Source organism: uncultured Aquimarina sp. (genome assembly GCF_947492115.1).
Lineage (GTDB): Bacteria > Bacteroidota > Bacteroidia > Flavobacteriales > Flavobacteriaceae > Aquimarina.
On sequence record NZ_CANLMM010000010.1, the window covers coordinates 68,811 to 86,040 of the forward strand.

The window sequence follows — 17,230 nt, forward strand, 5'->3', positions numbered from 1 at the left end:
ATGTATCAGCGTGTTAAAGAAGTTCTCAAAAAAATCATTCCCAAAGATCTTTTATTTCGGTATGAAGAAATAATTCGATTCCCTTTTGCAATACAATATTATGGTAGAAACCATGTGTGTAATATCTGCAATGCTCATCTTAGAAAATTTATTGTTTTAGATACTGGAGAAAAAATATGCCCTTACTGCGGTAGTTTATCCAGAACCAGAAGGCTTTATAAAATATTATTAGACAGATTTGATTTAAAAGGAAATGTATTACACTTCTCTCCTTCCAGATCATTATATAGAAGATTGAAAAAAAATAAAAGCATATCTTATTTTAGTACAGATTTCGAAAATGAGTTTATCGCAGATTTTCAATATGATATCACTGCTATTTCTGTAGAAGACAATCTCTTTGATTTTATCATCTGTTATCACATTTTAGAGCATATAGAAAATGATAAAAAAGCAATGAGTGAGTTGTATCGTGTTCTAAAACCGAACGGAATATTATTAATTCAAACCCCTTTTAAAGATGGTGAGATCTATGAAGATCCGAGCATCAAAGATCCTAATGAACGATTGCATCATTTTGGACAAGAAGATCATGTACGCGTATATTCTGTAGAAGGATTAAAAAATAGATTAAAAGAAAGTAATTTTACACGCATCCAATCGTTAGAATTTACTAGTGATGATGCTGATCCATCCACGAACGGTTTACTTACAGAAGAAACCATATTAGAAGTCACAAAATAATGCGTTTAATTACTCTCGATGATATTATAGAAACCTATACCAAGTTTAGACAACGTGGCCTACCATTTATCATGTCTAAACTAAATCTAAATGCCATCAAAAGAACAAAAAGTGCGTTTAACGAATTAGATATCTCTTCGGCAAATTGGTGGATTATTCCTAAAGTACAAAAACGGTGGAATCTCCTGATTACCGGTGATCCTAACTTAGAATATGAGGATTTCGTGATGCAAAATTATTTAAGTGATCACAAAGATTTAAAAATGCTTTCGCTAGGAAGCGGTATTTGTAGTCATGAACTTACGTTTGCTGGTTATGATAATTTTAAAGAAATCTTATGTTTAGATATTAATGAAGTCCTATTCGATCAAGCTCGAAAAATAGCTAATGAAAAAGGATTAAAGTCTATTCATTTTCAGATTCAGGATCTATACAGATATGAATTCCCAGAAAATTATTTCGACATAGTTCTTTTTCATGCTTCTTTGCATCATTTTAAAGATATTGAAAACCTTGTAGGCAAGAAGATAAAGAAGACTTTAAAAAGTGATGGAAAATTAATTATCAATGAATTTGTTGGTGCTGATCGATTACAATTTCCAAAACATCAAATAACGGCCACGAACACTGCATTACAATCGATTCCTAAATCGTATAGAAAGAGGTTTAAATTAAATATTTATAAAAATAAATTTTATGGTTCTGGTATGATACGGATGGTTTTGGCAGATCCGTCTGAATGTGTAGATTCTTCTCAAATCATGCCTTCTATTCATAAACATTATAAGACTATTTATGAAGTCTCATATGGAGGCAACCTATTACCTAATGTACTGAAGGATATTGCACATCATTTTGTGACATTAAATAAAGAAAAAGAGGATATATTAGATCAACTTTTTGAATATGAGGATACCTACATAAAAACACATTCTAGTGATTTTGTCTTTGGTATTTATCAAAATACTTAGAATATTTCTTCTTATTAAGAATCTTCTTTTTTATATACATGTGGATTTTCTCGAATTCCTTTTTTAAATATTTTACGCACTCCCATTCGTATAGAAGAATCTAGCTTTAATATTTTATCTCTAAAAAACTGTCCTGGTCTACCCCTAAAGGTAGTTACATGAAAATCTCCTTTGGAACCTACAGGAGAGGTCGAAAAATAATAATTAGAAATACAACAACGAACATGATCTGCAGTAACTTTACTTACAGAATGCCAAGAAGTTTTATGGGTAGTCATGATGACCAATCTATTAAAACTAGAATTTACAGTAATAGGAGCTTCTTTGAGTCCATCGGGCCATAACTCTAAATTTCCACCATTATCCATCTCCCAATTTGGTGTTACATAATACAGCAAATTAAGTACACGCCATAATTCCACATCTTTATCATGGGAGTTATCTAGATGTGGATTGAGATAGTTTCCTTTACCCATCATGGAGATACCACCAGCATACAAGTTTTCATCCGGTACTACATCGACATATCCACAAATTTCAGCAATAAAATCAACAATTTTTTGATCCTGAAAAGCATAAATTACTTCTTCCAATAGAGGATCATATTTATTCATCTGCGCTGCTACATACTTGTACTCTCTAATACTACGCTTTACTTGTACATCTTTCGTTAAAGGGAACTTTTCAAAAATTTCTTTTGCGATATCATCAGGAAGTAAATTATCTATATAGAAATACCCTATTTTCTGACTTGTTTGGTCAAAATGTGTTTTTAAAACTTCTTCATTATCTTTGAGCTTTAAAAGAATTAATTCGGCAATTTTATCTCTGGTAAGGTAATTCATTAATCCCAATTACAAATTTGTCCTAAAAATAATTATAAACTTCTAGTAAAGCATCCATAATGTTGTCAATTTTGATTCCCGTTTATAATTATAATGCGTTTACCATAGTTCAAGAACTATATAAACAGGTTTCTGATTGCAATATTGCTTTTGAAATAATTGTACTAGATGATCATTCGAATGTTTCCTTTGAAGAAAACAATACCATTAATAAATTGGCTGGATGCACTTATCAAATATTACCCAAAAATATAGGACGTAGTGCTATTCGAAACTTACTAGCTTCAAAAGCTACTTTTGATCATCTTTTATTTATTGATGCAGGTACTTTTCCCTCTCATCACAACTTTATTAAAAAATATTTAAAGAATATCCATCATAAAGTAGTAACAGGAGGAATGACATATCTACCTAAACCTCCTGAAAAACCTTATAAACTTCGATGGGTCTATACAAAAAAACGAGAAGCTGTAATTAAAAAACAAAATGATAAAAGACCTATCGTATGTTCTTCAAATTTTCTAATTCAAAAAGAGGTATTTAATAAGGTTCTGTTTGATGAATCTCTTACAAAATATGGGTGTGAAGATGTCGTGTTCTTTGATACGATTATTCAAAAAGGTTTTACCATCAACTATATTAAAAACCCTGTGATTCATGATGCCAACGATGATGCTGACACCTTTATTACTAAAACAGAATACGCTATCGAAAATTTAATCCAATTAATTAACAAGAATAAACTTACTCATGATCGATATAAAGTATCTAGACTGTACTATTTACTTCGCAAAATACATTTGGATAAATTAGTCAAATGGGTATTTCTTACTTTTAGGGGCAGTCTTACAAGGAACTTAAAATCATCTAACCCCTCTATTTTATGTTATGATTTTTATCGTTTAGGTTATTTTTGCTTTATCAAAAACAAAAAATAGTGCCGTTTTTCTCGATCATCGTTCCTCTTTATAATAAAGCAGATAGTATCTCTGCCACTTTAGATTCTGTCTTTCATCAGACATACGATGATTATGAACTTATTATCATTAATGATGGATCCACTGATCATAGTGAAAAGGTTGTACAGCAATATGCTGACAAACGGATAAAATATTATACAACTCCTAATCAAGGAGTTTCCAAAGCACGAAATTTAGGAATAGAAAAAGCATCAGGTACCCTTATCGCTTTTTTAGATGCTGATGATTTTTGGTACCCAAATCATCTGGAAATACTTTCGAAACTATATCAAACCTATCCTAAGGCTGGAATATTTGCTACTTCTTATGAAAAAAGATATAGTCCCACTGCTATTTTTCCTGCCAATTTTAAAAATATAGATTCAACAGGTCAAACTTTCCAACTGGTAGAAGATTTTTTTCATTCTAATATCATCGATGCAATTATATGGACTTCGGCATGTGCAGTTCCCAAAAAAGTACTGGATGATATAGGTGTTTTTGACACTACAATCACGCATGGAGCAGGAGAAGATACTGATCTTTGGATTAGGATCGCTTTAGCACATGAAGTTGCTCTTGCTACCTTTATCACAGCTACATATCACCTAGATGCTACCAATAGAATTTCTAAAACAGATACATTAAAAAGAAAATTTTTAGATTTCGAAAAATTTAAACAAGAAGAAATAAACAACATAAGTCTTAAAAAATATTTAGACCAAAACAGGTATGCTATATCCTTACTATATAAAGCTGCTGGAGATCACAAAACTGCTAGAAAATATAAGAATGGTATTAATCTTCGAAATTTAAGTGCAAAGCAGAAAATATTATTATACAGTCCGAAGAATCTTTATCTTTTTATAAGGTCAATTAAAAACAAAATACTTCTAAATGCAGGTATTAAATTATCTGCTTTTGAATAATTTGAATTTTTCAAAATCTCTTATATAATCATCTTCCTTAAAAACTTCTGAAGCAATAACCAAACAAACAGCACCCGAAGAAAAGTTTTCTAATTCTCTCCATATCCCAGGTTTGATCAATAAACCTTTATTTGGTTTATTAAGAGTAACCTTTTTTGGGTTTGTTCCATCGTGTAAAATCACATCAAAACTACCACTAATGGCGATAAGAAATTGGTATAATTCTTTGTGGGCATGCCCTCCTCTAGTTGCATCACTTGGCACATCATACAAATAATACACCCTTTTAGCATCAAAAGGGATTACCTCTTTTTCTATCACTGCAATAGTACCTCTGGGATCCTTAATATTGGGGATTTCCATAATCAAACAGTCATTAACCATATTGGTTACTTTTATATTTTCGGAGGAAGTATTGCTTGCCATTGTGGTGCGATATTTTCAATTTTAAATTTTGTTACACTCTTTTTTGTTCCTTCTACACATTGATTATAAAACTCTTCATCCTCTATCATTTTGTTCAGAGCATTCTTGTACGATTCTTGATCTTTAAACGGCACTAATATACCATTATCCCCTGTAACCACTATTTCAGAAGGTCCCGACTTACAGTCTACGGATACAACAGGCGTTCCCATGGCTAAAGACTCTACTAAAACCATTGGAAAACCTTCGTAGTTACTAGTTAAAGTCGTAAAAAGCGCTTTTTTAATGTAAGGAAATGGGTTATCAGAAAAACCCAAAAAGATGATATTTTCTTCCATCTTACACGAACGTACAAGATTTTGTATCATCTCTTTATCTGGACCATCACCCATGATATAGAGTTTTACTCCTTTTTGTGGTAATCGAGAAGTTGTATAGGATTGGATTAAGAATTTATAATTTTTTGATTCATCAGTAATTCTCCCATATGATAATATATATGGCTCAGATGGAACCTTTACCTCTTCATCTGCTAAGTTATTCCAGTATTCCTCATCAAAAGCATTATAGATACATCTCCCCTTTTGAAGCTGATATTTCTTTTTAAAGTGGTGTACTGATTCTTTGGACACGCCCACCAATTCATAGGAATTCTGGTATAACTTTTTTCCTAAAAAAGAACTATTAGGAAAATAACTACTAAGGTTATAATTATGTACGACAAAGATCGTATCTGTTTTCTGATACACAAATGTATTTATGAACCATTGCCTAAACCAGCTTGGTCTAGGAGCAGCATCGATGATATAATCGAACTTGTTTTTATTGATCAGTTTTCTACTAATCACAAATTTATCCCATCTTTTGCGCAATCCCTTACAAGTAGCTGTAAGTTTCTCTAGATTAACTAAATCACCTTTATAATTGTATACAATATGATCTAAAATACTCACGATTGTAATATCATACCCAATATCCGATAACATTCTGGATAGTATGGCACTGGAACGCTCTGCTCCACCAATTCCAAGAGAAGAAACCATAATACATATCTTTATTTTACGTTCTGTCTCCATTTCTATATCAAATACTTCTATCAGGTCCAAAAAATGATTTTCTAAAAACTAGTATCAATAACAGAAAATAGAAAATATAATTGCAACAGTGCGCTATCGAAGCTCCTACAAAACCATATTTATTAATTAAAAATACACTAACCACATATAAAAAGGTAAGTGAAATAATTTCTGTAATTATGTAATACCAAAACATTCGCTTTGCCAGAAACTGATATGCAATCACTAAAGAAGCTATTTTAAAAATATCACCCAATAGCTGCCAAAGGAATAATGGTTCCATCACTTCAAATTCCTGAGAAAACAAAATTTTAATAATTACATTTCTTAAAATATAAATTACTAAAAAAATAGCTACAAAAACTGGCAATATTATTTTATAAAAGCTGATCACTTCTGTCCTAAAACCTTTACTCCTTTTTATCTCCGTCAATTTTGGCAATAAATAAATGGTGAGTAAAGTGGTAATAAACAACATGTATTGCGCGCTTATGTTCTGTATCGCTTCCCAATATCCCGCTTCTGCCACACCTTCATTATAGATAATATGGTTTCGGATTTTTATTAAAATCGCAGGTAATGCTGTTGTTGAGATTAAGGCCATAATAGCATAAGAACTCAACTTTATCGTATATTTTGTAGACGGTTTATCGAAGCTAACAAAATCTAAAAGTTCTTTCCGATATAAAATCATTGTAATAATTAATGCAACTGCCGGATTTATAATGATTGCCCAAAAAGCACCTTCTAACTTGTATTTCCATACCATAAAAACAGTAATCAACAACCCAATAATACTAGCGATAATATTAATCACTATGTACACTTTATATTTGGAATTGCCATTAATGATGGCGAGACACAGCATATTAACCGTATAAAAAGGTAATGCGATAGCCACTCCTTTAAATACAAATTCATATGAATATTTGGTACCAAAAACCAGATTATTCCAAAAAAACGGATCTATATACAACCAGACAGAAAGAAAAATGGTAACCAATAAGCATAATACATAAGAAGTAGACAATACCGTATTCAATTCTTCTTTATCATCCTTAAAATCCGCAACGTATTTTACAATTCCATTATACAAGCCTACAGTTCCGGCTGATTGAATAGAAGTAAGTACATTTCTCAAATTCCCCATTAACGCTAACCCTTCTGGTCCTAAAATAACGGCTACGATTTTTAAACTTATCATACCCGTAATCATCTTTACGGCCACACCGATAGCATTAAACGAACTAACTTTAATTAACACATTGTTTTTAAGCTTATGAAAATAGGAGTTCACGCTATTGGTATTGATTTAATACTTGTATGATATAATCAATTTCATGGGTTTCTAAGCTTACATTAAGAGGAATACTCACTACTTCATTATGAATTCTTTCCGTAATGGGTAAAGAAAGCCTAGAAAACTCCTGCAGTGCCCGTTGTTTATGAGGCGGAATTGGGTAATGAATATGATAACCTACTCCTGATTCTTCTAAATAGTTGCAGAAGTCCTTTCGGTTCTCTACTCGTACCACAAAAAGATGAAAAACATGGTTATTAGACTGATCCCAGAATGGAAGCTTAATTTTTTCATTTTTTATTTCGGAAAGGTAACGTTTAGCAATCGATCTTCTGCATGTATTATCCTCTTCAAGATATGTCAGCTTTTCCAATAAAAAGGCTGCCTGCAATTCGTCTAATCTAGAATTTACTCCAGCGTATTCATTTCGATATTTTTCTGAAGAACCATAATTACCTAGACATCTTGTAATATGAGCTAAATCCCCATCGTTTGTAGTTATTGCACCTGCATCACCTAACGCTCCAAGGTTTTTTGCAGGATAAAAACTAAAAGCAGATGCATGAAATAAACTACCAGCTACTTTTGTATCGTTATGTTGAGCGCCATGAGCCTGGGCAGCATCATCAATTACCAATACATTATGTTGTTTAGCTATTCTTTTAATTGCTTCTATATTTGCTAACTGACCATATAAATGAGTTGGGATAATAACCTTGGTCTTATGAGTTATATGCTTTTCTAGTTGGTTTACATCTAAATTAAAGGTATACTCATCTGGTTCCACTAATACTGGAGTTAGTCCAGCATATTTAACCGACAATATCGTTGCTATAAAAGTGTTCGCAGCTATAATTACCTCATCCCCAATCTGCAATTTACCAATTTCGATATACGCCTTTAGTATAATAGTTAGTGCATCTAACCCATTACCAACTCCTATACAATAATCTACTCCACAGGATGTGGCAAAAGACTTTTCGAACATCTCTACATAGTTGCCTTTTATATAAATACCAGTATCTAGGAAATTCGCAAAAACACTTTTAAATTTTTCATGATAACGCTTATTGATCTTAGGTAAATCTAAAAACGGAATTGATAGTTTAGCGTTTGTCATTATCTAAAAAGTATGAAACCAATTTTATTACTTCTTAGCAAAATAATTTGGTAGGCTTTCTGTTTTTTTATTAAAGTATTAAAAATACCTTTACAGCAAAGATATTTGTTTTTATGTAAGCCCATAAAAATGGAGTATATTTTTTAATACCTTCTTTTACAGAATGAACTCGATATAAATGAAAATATTGCTAGTTGGAGAATATAGTCGATTACACAATTCGCTAAAAGAAGGGTTGTTAAAAAATGGTCATAAAGTTACAATTATAGGTCATGGAGATTTCTTTAAAAAATACCCTATTGATATTAATATTGATGGAACTTTTATCAAGAATAATTTCTTCTTAAACAAGCTTAGACATTTACTCTTTTTAATTTTTAAAATTGATCTAGCATCTTTAGAAACACTTATTAAGTTTAATAGAAATAAAGGGATCCTGAAGAATTATGACTATGTTCAATTAATTAATGAAACTCCATTTAATATTGGAAACTATTTTGAAAAGAAGTTATTAAAATTTCTTTTCGAGAATAATAATCATGTATACTTATTAGCTTGTGGTGATGACTATCGGTATATTTCTTATTCTTTAGCAGGAAAGTTTCCTTATAGCACATTAAGCCCCTTACTAAAAAATCCAGGACTCAAAAAAGAATATAAGTATACACTTAGAGCTGTATCTAAAGAGCAAAAAAAAATACACGATTATGTATTTAAGTATATAAAAGGAGTTATTCCTGTAAGTGTAGAATACAACATGGCCTACCGAAATACTAATAAGGTATTACCCATGATTCCGAATCCGGTAAATAGTGATTTGATTAAAATGCAAGAACTAAATCTTGATAAAATCAAAATATTACATGGCATAAACAGCGCTAACTACTTAAAAAAAGGAAATCGCTATTTTGAAGAAGCACTAGAAATTATTTCGAAAAAATATAATCATAAAGTAGAAATCATCACTACAAAAGATCTACCTTATAATGAATACATCAAACATTTCTTATCCGCTCATATTATCTTAGACCAGGCACAAGCACATGATCAAGGGTATAATGCACTAGAAGCTATGGCAATGGGAAAAGTTGTTTTTACCGGTGCTGGAGAAGATTTTAGAAAGCACTACGATTTAAAAAATAAAATCGTAGCTATCGACACATCTCCAGACAGTGCTAACATTACTAAAAACCTTGAAGAACTAATCCTCAATCCAGAAAAAATTATTGAAATAGGTAAAAACGCAAGGAAATTTATTGAAGAAGAGCATCACTATAAGGAGATAGCGAAGAGATATGTTGATGTTTGGAAAGAATATAGCAGTTAATATCAATACATCTATAGACAAACAAAAACTACTTCTAGAGTAAGTGATATTTAAAGACTAAGTCGATAAAAATCTTGCGTATAAATTTCGCAACCTAACTCTTCTTTTTGCTTTAATAATCCGTAGTTATTATCAGTTACAGTACCCATATCAAAAAAGCGATAGCCTTCATTTTTATACTTTTCTATTAATGAAATAAAAAGAAAATCTAAAGCTCTATGTGTCTCTCCTTTATCCGTAACTGCTCCGTACTGAGATTTCACCACTTCTTTGGTTTTAAAAATGGTTATTCCTGCTAATACTTCATTATCTAAAAGAATGACAAATTGCTGTATAGCTTTTGGAAAATTACGTTTAAGCAAATGAATCTCTTCTATGGTATGAACAGGTTTCGTACCATGCTTTTCTTTCAACCTTGGTTTTAATACCTGATCCCAAAAAACAGAAAAATCGTCTTCTTCTCTTATTTCAAAACCTAATTCAGCTCTTTTCTTATAGTTCTTTAATTTACTTTTATGTATGGTGAAAGGTTTCTGATAATCAATCGCAAGATTTAAATCTCTCCTATAAGGTTTAGCTCCTAATTCTGAAAGAAAGAAAAGAAATTCATTAGATGGTTGTTGATGATAAAATACAGGGATGGATTTCGCATATAGATCTGTTATATCATGTAATCGTAAAAAATCTATGATCTGATGCACCATATTCTTTACTCTTTCTCCTCCTATTCTTTTTTTCAAAATTAGACCTCCATATGTCAGCCCCAAATGAGAATATACTTCTGTACCTTTTACATTTGCAGGAAATACTCCTATCAACTTGTCCTGATCAAAAACCAGTAAAGAAAAATCCTGAAACCGATCCGAATGATACTCCATAAAATCTCTTTTAAAAAGAAATGTACCATTCTTAGCAGTATCGATAAAACTATTCCAGATTGAATAATGGTCTTTATGATATCTCTTAATTACGTAGGTAGACAAATTGTATATTTTGAAAGTTGAAACGAATATTAAGTGTTTTACCAATCACTTCCCACTATTGAGCATAGGATTCAAAAATCTTAATAATAAAACGAAGCAATTATAAATGTTCTCAATTTTAAAACTTATTTATGATAAAATAACAACTAAAACGTTAAAATGTGAAAATAGTTAATTTGTTTGAGTATCCGGAATATTAGTTTTATTTTTAGCTTAAGTGATCGTGAGTTACGATTCTTTTCTTATAAAAAGGTAATACATATTTATACCAGCTATCGCCGTATTGGTTATGATAATAGGCAAAGACCAGTTGAGTAAGACCCCATAAATTACAAAAGCCACACACCCCACAGTATTTATAAGACGGAGTTTTCTGATATTTCGCATTAAAAATGATATCAATACCATAAATGATGCAAAATACCCAATAAGTTCAATGATAAAATTTTGATCTGAAATCATAGTTAAATGTATTTATTTATAAAACCTGTTGTACCTTTTTTTTAAAGGCTTTTTACAAGTTTTTAATCCATAGCAGTATATACTTTTGTTGACCGACAAAAATGACTTAAACCAATTCATCTCCCTATAATTGAATTGATCCCAAAACCACAATTATCCCAATTTTCGACAAAAAATCCCGAGGCAACTCGGGATTTTTTATTATTTATACAAAGATAAATACCTATCTATACGATCTTATTTCTTTTACGTTCTACTTCTGTTAAGAAGATTTTTCTAAGACGTAAATGATTAGGAGTTACCTCTACATACTCGTCTTTTTGAATATATTCTAAAGCTTCTTCCAAAGAAAACTTAATAGCAGGAACAATCTTCGCTTTATCGTCTGCTCCAGCAGAACGAACGTTAGATAACTTTTTAGTTTTCGTAACATTTACGGTCATATCATCTCCTCTAGAGTTTTCTCCTATTACCTGTCCTTCGTAAATATCTTCTCCTGGATCGATAAAGAATTTTCCTCTTTCCTGTAACTTATCTATTGAGTATGGTATTGCAGTTCCTTTTTCCATAGAAACTAAGGATCCATTAATACGTCCTGGAATGTCACCTTTTAAAGGTTGATATTCTTTAAAACGATGTGCCATAATTGCTTCTCCAGCAGTAGCAGTAAGCAATTGATTACGTAATCCTATGATTCCACGAGAAGGGATTAAGAATTCACAAATCATACGCTCTCCTTTGGCTTCCATGCTTAACATTTCACCTTTTCTTAAGGTTACCATCTCTACTGCTTTTCCTGATACCGTTTCAGGCAAGTCGATAGTTAACTCTTCTATAGGCTCACATTTTACACCATCAATTTCTTTGATGATAACTTGCGGTTGTCCGATTTGTAATTCGTAACCTTCGCGACGCATCGTTTCTATCAAAACTGATAAATGCAGTACTCCTCTACCAAAAACCATAAACTTATCTGCACTATCTGTTTCATTTACTCTAAGTGCCAGGTTTTTCTCTAGTTCCTTTTCTAATCTTTCTTTGATATGTCTAGAAGTAACAAACTTACCATCTTTCCCAAAGAATGGAGAATCATTAATGGTAAACAACATACTCATTGTTGGCTCATCGATGGCAATCGTTTCTAATCCTTCAGGATTTTCAATATCTGCAACAGTATCTCCAATCTCAAAACCTTCTAATCCTACTAAGGCACAAATATCACCTGCTTCTACCTTCTCTACCTTTCTTCTTCCTAATCCTTCGAACGTATGAAGCTCTTTTATTTTTGACTTTTTAATGGTTCCGTCTCTTTTTACCAATGAAACCTGCATTCCTTCAGTAAGTGTTCCTCTTTGTAATCTACCGATAGCAATACGACCAGTAAAAGATGAGAAATCCAAAGATGTAATTAACATTTGTAATGTTCCTTCTTGCACTTTTGGTGAAGGAATATGCTCCATAACCATATCTAACAATGGTTCTATGTTTTCAGTTTCCTTCTGCCAATCATCACTCATCCAATTATTCTTAGCAGAACCGTATACCGTTGGAAAATCTAACTGCCATTCTTCTGCTCCTAATTCGAACATAAGGTCAAAAACCTTTTCATGAACTTCGTCTGGAGTACAGTTTTCTTTATCTACTTTATTTACAACCACACAAGGCTTCAATCCTAGATCAATTGCTTTTTGCAAAACAAAACGTGTTTGTGGCATTGGTCCTTCAAAAGCATCTACTAACAATAGTACACCATCTGCCATGTTTAATACACGCTCCACTTCTCCACCAAAATCGGCGTGACCTGGAGTATCAATGATATTGATTTTTGTTCCTTTATAGGTTACAGATACATTTTTTGAAGTAATTGTAATTCCTCTTTCACGTTCTAGATCATTGTTATCCAAAATTAAATCTCCTGTATTTTCGTTTTCACGAAATAATTGACAGTGATACATAATTTTGTCTACCAAGGTAGTTTTACCGTGATCAACGTGTGCAATAATAGCAATGTTTTTTATAGCAGTCATATACGCCTGATTTTAAGGGTGCAAATTTACATTATATTTTAATAGTTTGTATATTAATTTTAAAATATTAAAAACACCTAAAAATCAAGCACTTAAAACCTTTATCAAAGAAATAACATATTTTACAGTATTAGGAATTATAATCAGAATTTGATATTAAAATTCTTATGTTTATAACAATCCATTAGAGATTTAATATTTCATTATTTTTCTTAATCTGTTACTTCTATTTCTTTCTCTGAGTTTCTATAATAAAGCTATTCACATAAAAGTAACAATATGAACTAAAAGATATATCTTTGCGGTTCTAAATTACAAACATGGAACTTTCTAAAATCAAAAACCTAAAAAACCTGGATGCAAATAATTTTTTCCTTCTTGCTGGGCCTTGTGCTATTGAAGGAGAAGAAATGGCGTTGCGCATTGCTGAAAAAGTAGTAGAAATTACTTCGAAGCTAAAAATACCATATGTTTTTAAGGGTTCTTTTAAGAAAGCTAATCGCAGTAGAATTGATAGTTTTACCGGAATTGGGAATGAAAAAGCATTGAAAATTTTACGCAAAGTGGGCGAGACTTTCGAAGTTCCAACGATAACAGATATTCATGAAAATGATGATGCTGCAATGGCTGCAGAGTATGTAGATATTTTGCAAATTCCAGCATTTTTAGTTAGACAGACAGATTTAGTGGTAGCAGCCGCGAAGACTGGGAAGACGGTAAACTTGAAAAAAGGACAATTTATGAGTCCTGAAGCCATGCAACACGCTGTGAAAAAAGTAAAAGATAGTGATAGTGATTTAGTAATGGTTACGGATAGAGGAACCATGTTCGGATATCAAGACATGATTGTAGATTTTAGAGGTATCCCTACGATGAAGCAATATGCAACTACAGTTTTAGATGTTACCCATTCTTTACAACAGCCAAATCAATCCAGTGGAGTTACAGGTGGTAGACCAGATATGATAGAAACAATCGCTCGTGCTGGTGTTGTTACTGGTGTAGATGGATTATTTATGGAAACACATTATGATCCAGCAAATGCTAAAAGTGATGGAGCTAATATGTTAGATTTACAGTATCTGGAAAAATTACTAAGTAATCTAGTCGCAATCAGACAAACGGTTAACTCGTTATAATTTTCTTATTTCTATGTTGATATGCTTGCTCGAGTAATTCGATCAATATATCATTTTCTATCTCATCTGGGTTTCTGTAGCGCAAGGATCTGACATACTTTCTCTTATCACTTTGCAATTTATCTAGGTGATCGGTAAAATATTGTGCAGCCCAAAAACCAATATCCAAGTATCCTTTCGTTACGTTTAAATAACAAATGGGTGCCTTTTCAACATAGTAAAAAGGAACTCTCCATTTAAATAATAATTCGGCTTCAGGAAGAATAGATTCTACAATCACCTGAACTTGAAGTAGCATCGTTTTAAATGGTTCAGGTTGATTTAAGATATATTGCTCCGCTGGTTTCAATAAAAAATAGTATTTTAGAAAGACTGTTGAATATTAGTAACCCCAAGATATCTAATCACTTTGAAACCTCAAAACATTACTCTTTTATTTGTATTTATTATCCTGTTGTTAGGGTTTGGATCCTCTAGTTCTTTCGCACAACAAAAGAAACAAGAAACTATTACAATTGAAGCTACCATATTAGATAAAGAAACGAAAGACCCTTTGCCTTTTACAAATGTACTACTAGAAAATACTTCTATAGGGACTATTACGAATGAAGATGGAAAATTCGAATTAACTTTTAGTAAAAAGTATACTTCCTCTTCAGTCATTTTTTCATTCGTTGGTTATGAGAATAACAGTATCCCAGTAAAAAAGCTAAAATCTCCTACTCAGAAGATTTTTTTAAAATCAATCTCTACCTCATTAGATGAAATTGTGGTTACTGCGAAAAATAAATACAAGGAAATGATCAATGAAGCAATCTCTCTTATCCCCAAAAACTATGCGCAACAACCTGTCACGCTAGAAACATATTATAGAGAGCTAACCAAAATAAATGATAATTATACCAAGTTTGCTGATGCAGCAACCGAAATATATTATTCTGCATATGACAATAATTTTGATTACTTATTATCCAACACCAATTATAAGCAATTTAATCGTTTAGAATTTAATATAAATCAAGTTCCATTTCCAGAACCCAAAGAGTTTGTGGCTGACATGAGGGATAAAACTAAGATAATTGCTCTAAGAAAAAGCGATAACCTTCAGGATTACAAGATTATGGAACAATCAGAAGATCTAAAATCCATTGATACTACCAATTTAAAATGGTTAGAAAATAATGAGATAGGCGGAGGCCCACTGAGACTTACGGGAGCTGACAAAGTAAAACGGCAAGCAGATTTTTTTAATCCTAAGATAAATCACAAATATAAATTTACTTTATACGGAAAGAGTACTTACAACGATAAACTGGTATACATCATCTCATTTAAACCCAAAGATTCTAATGATATTGAAGCTCCGTATATAGGAGAAATAACATTAGAAGAAGAAAGTAAAGGTATCATTTCCTATAGTTACGAACTCACAAAAAAAGCAAAGAAGAAATTAAATGAACGCTTTGCTGCACAACTAAGAACACCTGAGATAGTAGAAAAAGAATCCAAAAAAGCTTTTATTACACGTATTACTAGTTTAAAGGATTTTAAAGTCTATGTTAATTTCTCTGCGTATCGTGATAAATGGTATCTAAAAAGAATTAAAGCCACTAATTCTTATGACAACAAAGGTGACTTATTCGAAAGTTATGAAGCTACCACAGAATCAGAATTAGTGGTAAACTCTATTAAAACCGAAAAGCTATCATCACCTGAAAATGAAAATATATTTAAAAATAATTTCTCTAATTCTTTGTTTACCTATCCTCTCCCCTATGATCCAAGTTTCTGGAAAGATTACAATGCTTTAATCCCTACAGCTCTCCTTGGTAAAGCATTAGAAGATCTAGAAGCCAAGGAAAGTTTAGAATCACAGTTTCAGAATAAAAATTGATTTAATCTCGAAAAAAAATTTGTGAGTATCATTTATTTAATTTTACTTTGTATTTCAAAGTACTTTTAAAATGAGCACAGAAGATTATTTAAAAGACATCACTGAGATTAAAAACATGATGAATAAATCATCACGATTTTTCTCTTTAAGTGGTTTATCAGGAATATTAGCAGGAATATATGCAATTATAGGCGCTGCCATTGCATACTATCTAGTGAGCACTAGCGGTAGAGATTACCTTATTTTGCATAGTAAAATCTTCAACTACATTTTAATTGATCTTGCAGCAATAGCTATATTAAGCATTGTTACTGCCGCTGTTTTAAGTAATAGAAAAGCAAGGAAAAATAACGAAACGTTATGGAATGGTACTTCTAGAAGATTACTGGCAGCCTTTTTAATTCCACTAATAACTGGTGGTATTTACATTCTGATAAAAATCTATAGTAATCACTATGGACATACGGGATCGTTGATGCTTATTTTTTATGGTTTAGCCTTGGTAAATGCTTCTAAATATACAATTGGTAATGTAAAATATTTGGGATATGTTGAAATTATATTAGGTTTGGCATGTGCCATATATCCCGGTTTTGGATTCTGGTTTTGGGTACTTGGATTTGGGGTGATGCACATTATTTACGGAAGTATGATTTACTTTAATCACGATCGGTAATTGCTTAGCAATATACATCTGTGTATTCGCTAAAAAAATCAAGGAATGAGTAGTATAATTGGCAACATAAATAAAGCATTTGATCATCGAATTCGATTGGGTATTATGTCTATCCTAATCGTTAATGAATATGCTGATTTTAAAATGCTAAAAGAGTTATTAGGGGCTACAGATGGAAATCTGGCAAGCCATACCAAAGCATTAGAAAAAGAAGCCTATATACTAGTCGAAAAATCATTTATCGGACGTAAACCAAATACCAGATATAGTGCTACCAAAAAAGGGAGAGAAGCTTTTAAAAAACATGTTGAAGCTATTGAAAAATTATTAAAAAAGTAGCTATATTTTTTTA

General features: G+C 31.7%; 17 protein-coding genes. 9 read left to right on the forward strand and 8 right to left on the reverse strand.

What is annotated here, in order from left to right; genetic code table 11:
- Together Q1A73_RS21840 and Q1A73_RS21845 are read left to right on the forward strand one after the other, a co-directional pair.
- Entirely contained in the window at window positions 1-744 is a 744-nt protein-coding gene (locus Q1A73_RS21840) for a class I SAM-dependent methyltransferase (protein WP_299610169.1), read from the forward strand.
- The gene (locus Q1A73_RS21845) at window positions 744-1,715 is read left to right on the forward strand and encodes a class I SAM-dependent methyltransferase (RefSeq protein ID WP_299610170.1); all 972 of its coding nucleotides are present in this window, start codon (window positions 744-746) and stop codon (window positions 1,713-1,715) included. The genes Q1A73_RS21840 and Q1A73_RS21845 overlap by 1 nt, the downstream gene beginning before the upstream one ends.
- Window positions 1,716-1,729: 14 nt before the next feature.
- Here the strand turns inward: Q1A73_RS21845 and Q1A73_RS21850 are convergent, their stop codons facing one another.
- A complete protein-coding gene (locus tag Q1A73_RS21850) occupies window positions 1,730-2,560 on the reverse strand; it encodes a 2OG-Fe(II) oxygenase (protein WP_299610172.1) in 831 nt (276 codons plus the stop codon).
- A gap of 59 nt (window positions 2,561-2,619) precedes the next feature.
- On the opposite strand from Q1A73_RS21850, the gene Q1A73_RS21855 reads away from it, so the two are divergent.
- On the forward strand, window positions 2,620-3,498 hold the full coding sequence (locus tag Q1A73_RS21855; protein WP_299610174.1) for a glycosyltransferase: 879 nt from the start codon (window positions 2,620-2,622) through the stop codon (window positions 3,496-3,498).
- Window positions 3,498-4,448 (forward strand): glycosyltransferase family 2 protein, encoded by a 951-nt coding sequence (locus Q1A73_RS21860; protein ID WP_299610176.1) that lies wholly within the window; start codon window positions 3,498-3,500, stop codon window positions 4,446-4,448. Before Q1A73_RS21855 ends, Q1A73_RS21860 begins: the two co-directional genes overlap by 1 nt.
- Here the strand turns inward: Q1A73_RS21860 and Q1A73_RS21865 are convergent.
- The 4 genes from Q1A73_RS21865 to Q1A73_RS21880 are packed head-to-tail and all read right to left on the reverse strand — an operon-like array spanning window position 4,431 to window position 8,370.
- On the reverse strand, window positions 4,431-4,874 hold the full coding sequence (locus Q1A73_RS21865; protein ID WP_299610178.1) for an FdtA/QdtA family cupin domain-containing protein: 444 nt from the start codon (window positions 4,872-4,874) through the stop codon (window positions 4,431-4,433). The genes Q1A73_RS21860 and Q1A73_RS21865 overlap by 18 nt on opposite strands.
- Window positions 4,844-5,980: a glycosyltransferase gene (locus tag Q1A73_RS21870; RefSeq protein ID WP_299610180.1), complete on the reverse strand. Its 1,137-nt coding sequence runs from the start codon at window positions 5,978-5,980 to the stop codon at window positions 4,844-4,846. The genes Q1A73_RS21865 and Q1A73_RS21870 overlap by 31 nt, the downstream gene beginning before the upstream one ends.
- Window positions 5,958-7,247 carry an O-antigen translocase gene (locus Q1A73_RS21875; protein WP_299610181.1) on the reverse strand — a complete coding sequence of 430 codons (1,290 nt, stop codon included), beginning with the start codon at window positions 7,245-7,247 and terminating at the stop codon, window positions 5,958-5,960. Before Q1A73_RS21875 ends, Q1A73_RS21870 begins: the two co-directional genes overlap by 23 nt.
- Window position 7,248: 1 nt before the next feature.
- Window positions 7,249-8,370 carry a DegT/DnrJ/EryC1/StrS family aminotransferase gene (locus Q1A73_RS21880; RefSeq protein ID WP_299610182.1) on the reverse strand — a complete coding sequence of 374 codons (1,122 nt, stop codon included), beginning with the start codon at window positions 8,368-8,370 and terminating at the stop codon, window positions 7,249-7,251.
- Window positions 8,371-8,548: 178 nt separating this feature from the next.
- Here Q1A73_RS21880 and Q1A73_RS21885 point away from each other — a divergent pair, with 178 nt between their 5' ends.
- Window positions 8,549-9,697, forward strand: a complete 1,149-nt coding sequence (locus Q1A73_RS21885; RefSeq protein WP_299610184.1) for a glycosyltransferase — start codon at window positions 8,549-8,551, stop codon at window positions 9,695-9,697.
- A 50-nt stretch (window positions 9,698-9,747) separates the two neighbouring features.
- On the opposite strand, the gene Q1A73_RS21890 is transcribed toward Q1A73_RS21885, so the two are convergent.
- Together Q1A73_RS21890 and typA are read right to left on the reverse strand one after the other, a co-directional pair.
- Window positions 9,748-10,680 (reverse strand): GNAT family N-acetyltransferase, encoded by a 933-nt coding sequence (locus Q1A73_RS21890; protein ID WP_299610185.1) that lies wholly within the window; start codon window positions 10,678-10,680, stop codon window positions 9,748-9,750.
- 689 nt (window positions 10,681-11,369) lie between these two features.
- Entirely contained in the window at window positions 11,370-13,169 is a 1,800-nt protein-coding gene (gene typA / locus Q1A73_RS21900) for a translational GTPase TypA (RefSeq protein ID WP_299610188.1), read from the reverse strand.
- A gap of 320 nt (window positions 13,170-13,489) precedes the next feature.
- On the opposite strand from typA, the gene kdsA reads away from it, so the two are divergent.
- On the forward strand, window positions 13,490-14,308 hold the full coding sequence (gene kdsA / locus Q1A73_RS21905) for a 3-deoxy-8-phosphooctulonate synthase (protein WP_299610189.1): 819 nt from the start codon (window positions 13,490-13,492) through the stop codon (window positions 14,306-14,308).
- Here kdsA and Q1A73_RS21910 read toward each other — a convergent pair.
- Window positions 14,295-14,657 (reverse strand): DUF1801 domain-containing protein, encoded by a 363-nt coding sequence (locus Q1A73_RS21910; RefSeq protein ID WP_299610191.1) that lies wholly within the window; start codon window positions 14,655-14,657, stop codon window positions 14,295-14,297. The two genes, kdsA and Q1A73_RS21910, sit on opposite strands and share 14 nt — an antisense overlap.
- Window positions 14,658-14,717: 60 nt before the next feature.
- Here Q1A73_RS21910 and Q1A73_RS21915 point away from each other — a divergent pair, with 60 nt between their 5' ends.
- The 3 genes from Q1A73_RS21915 (at window position 14,718) to Q1A73_RS21925 (ending at window position 17,217) form a co-directional block, all read left to right on the forward strand.
- Window positions 14,718-16,202, forward strand: coding sequence for a carboxypeptidase-like regulatory domain-containing protein (locus Q1A73_RS21915; protein ID WP_299610192.1), 1,485 nt, complete (start codon window positions 14,718-14,720; stop codon window positions 16,200-16,202).
- 70 nt (window positions 16,203-16,272) lie between these two features.
- On the forward strand, window positions 16,273-16,878 hold the full coding sequence (locus Q1A73_RS21920; protein ID WP_299610194.1) for a hypothetical protein: 606 nt from the start codon (window positions 16,273-16,275) through the stop codon (window positions 16,876-16,878).
- 45 nt (window positions 16,879-16,923) lie between these two features.
- On the forward strand, window positions 16,924-17,217 hold the full coding sequence (locus tag Q1A73_RS21925; protein WP_299610195.1) for a transcriptional regulator: 294 nt from the start codon (window positions 16,924-16,926) through the stop codon (window positions 17,215-17,217).
- The last annotated feature ends 13 nt before the right edge of the window (window positions 17,218-17,230 follow it).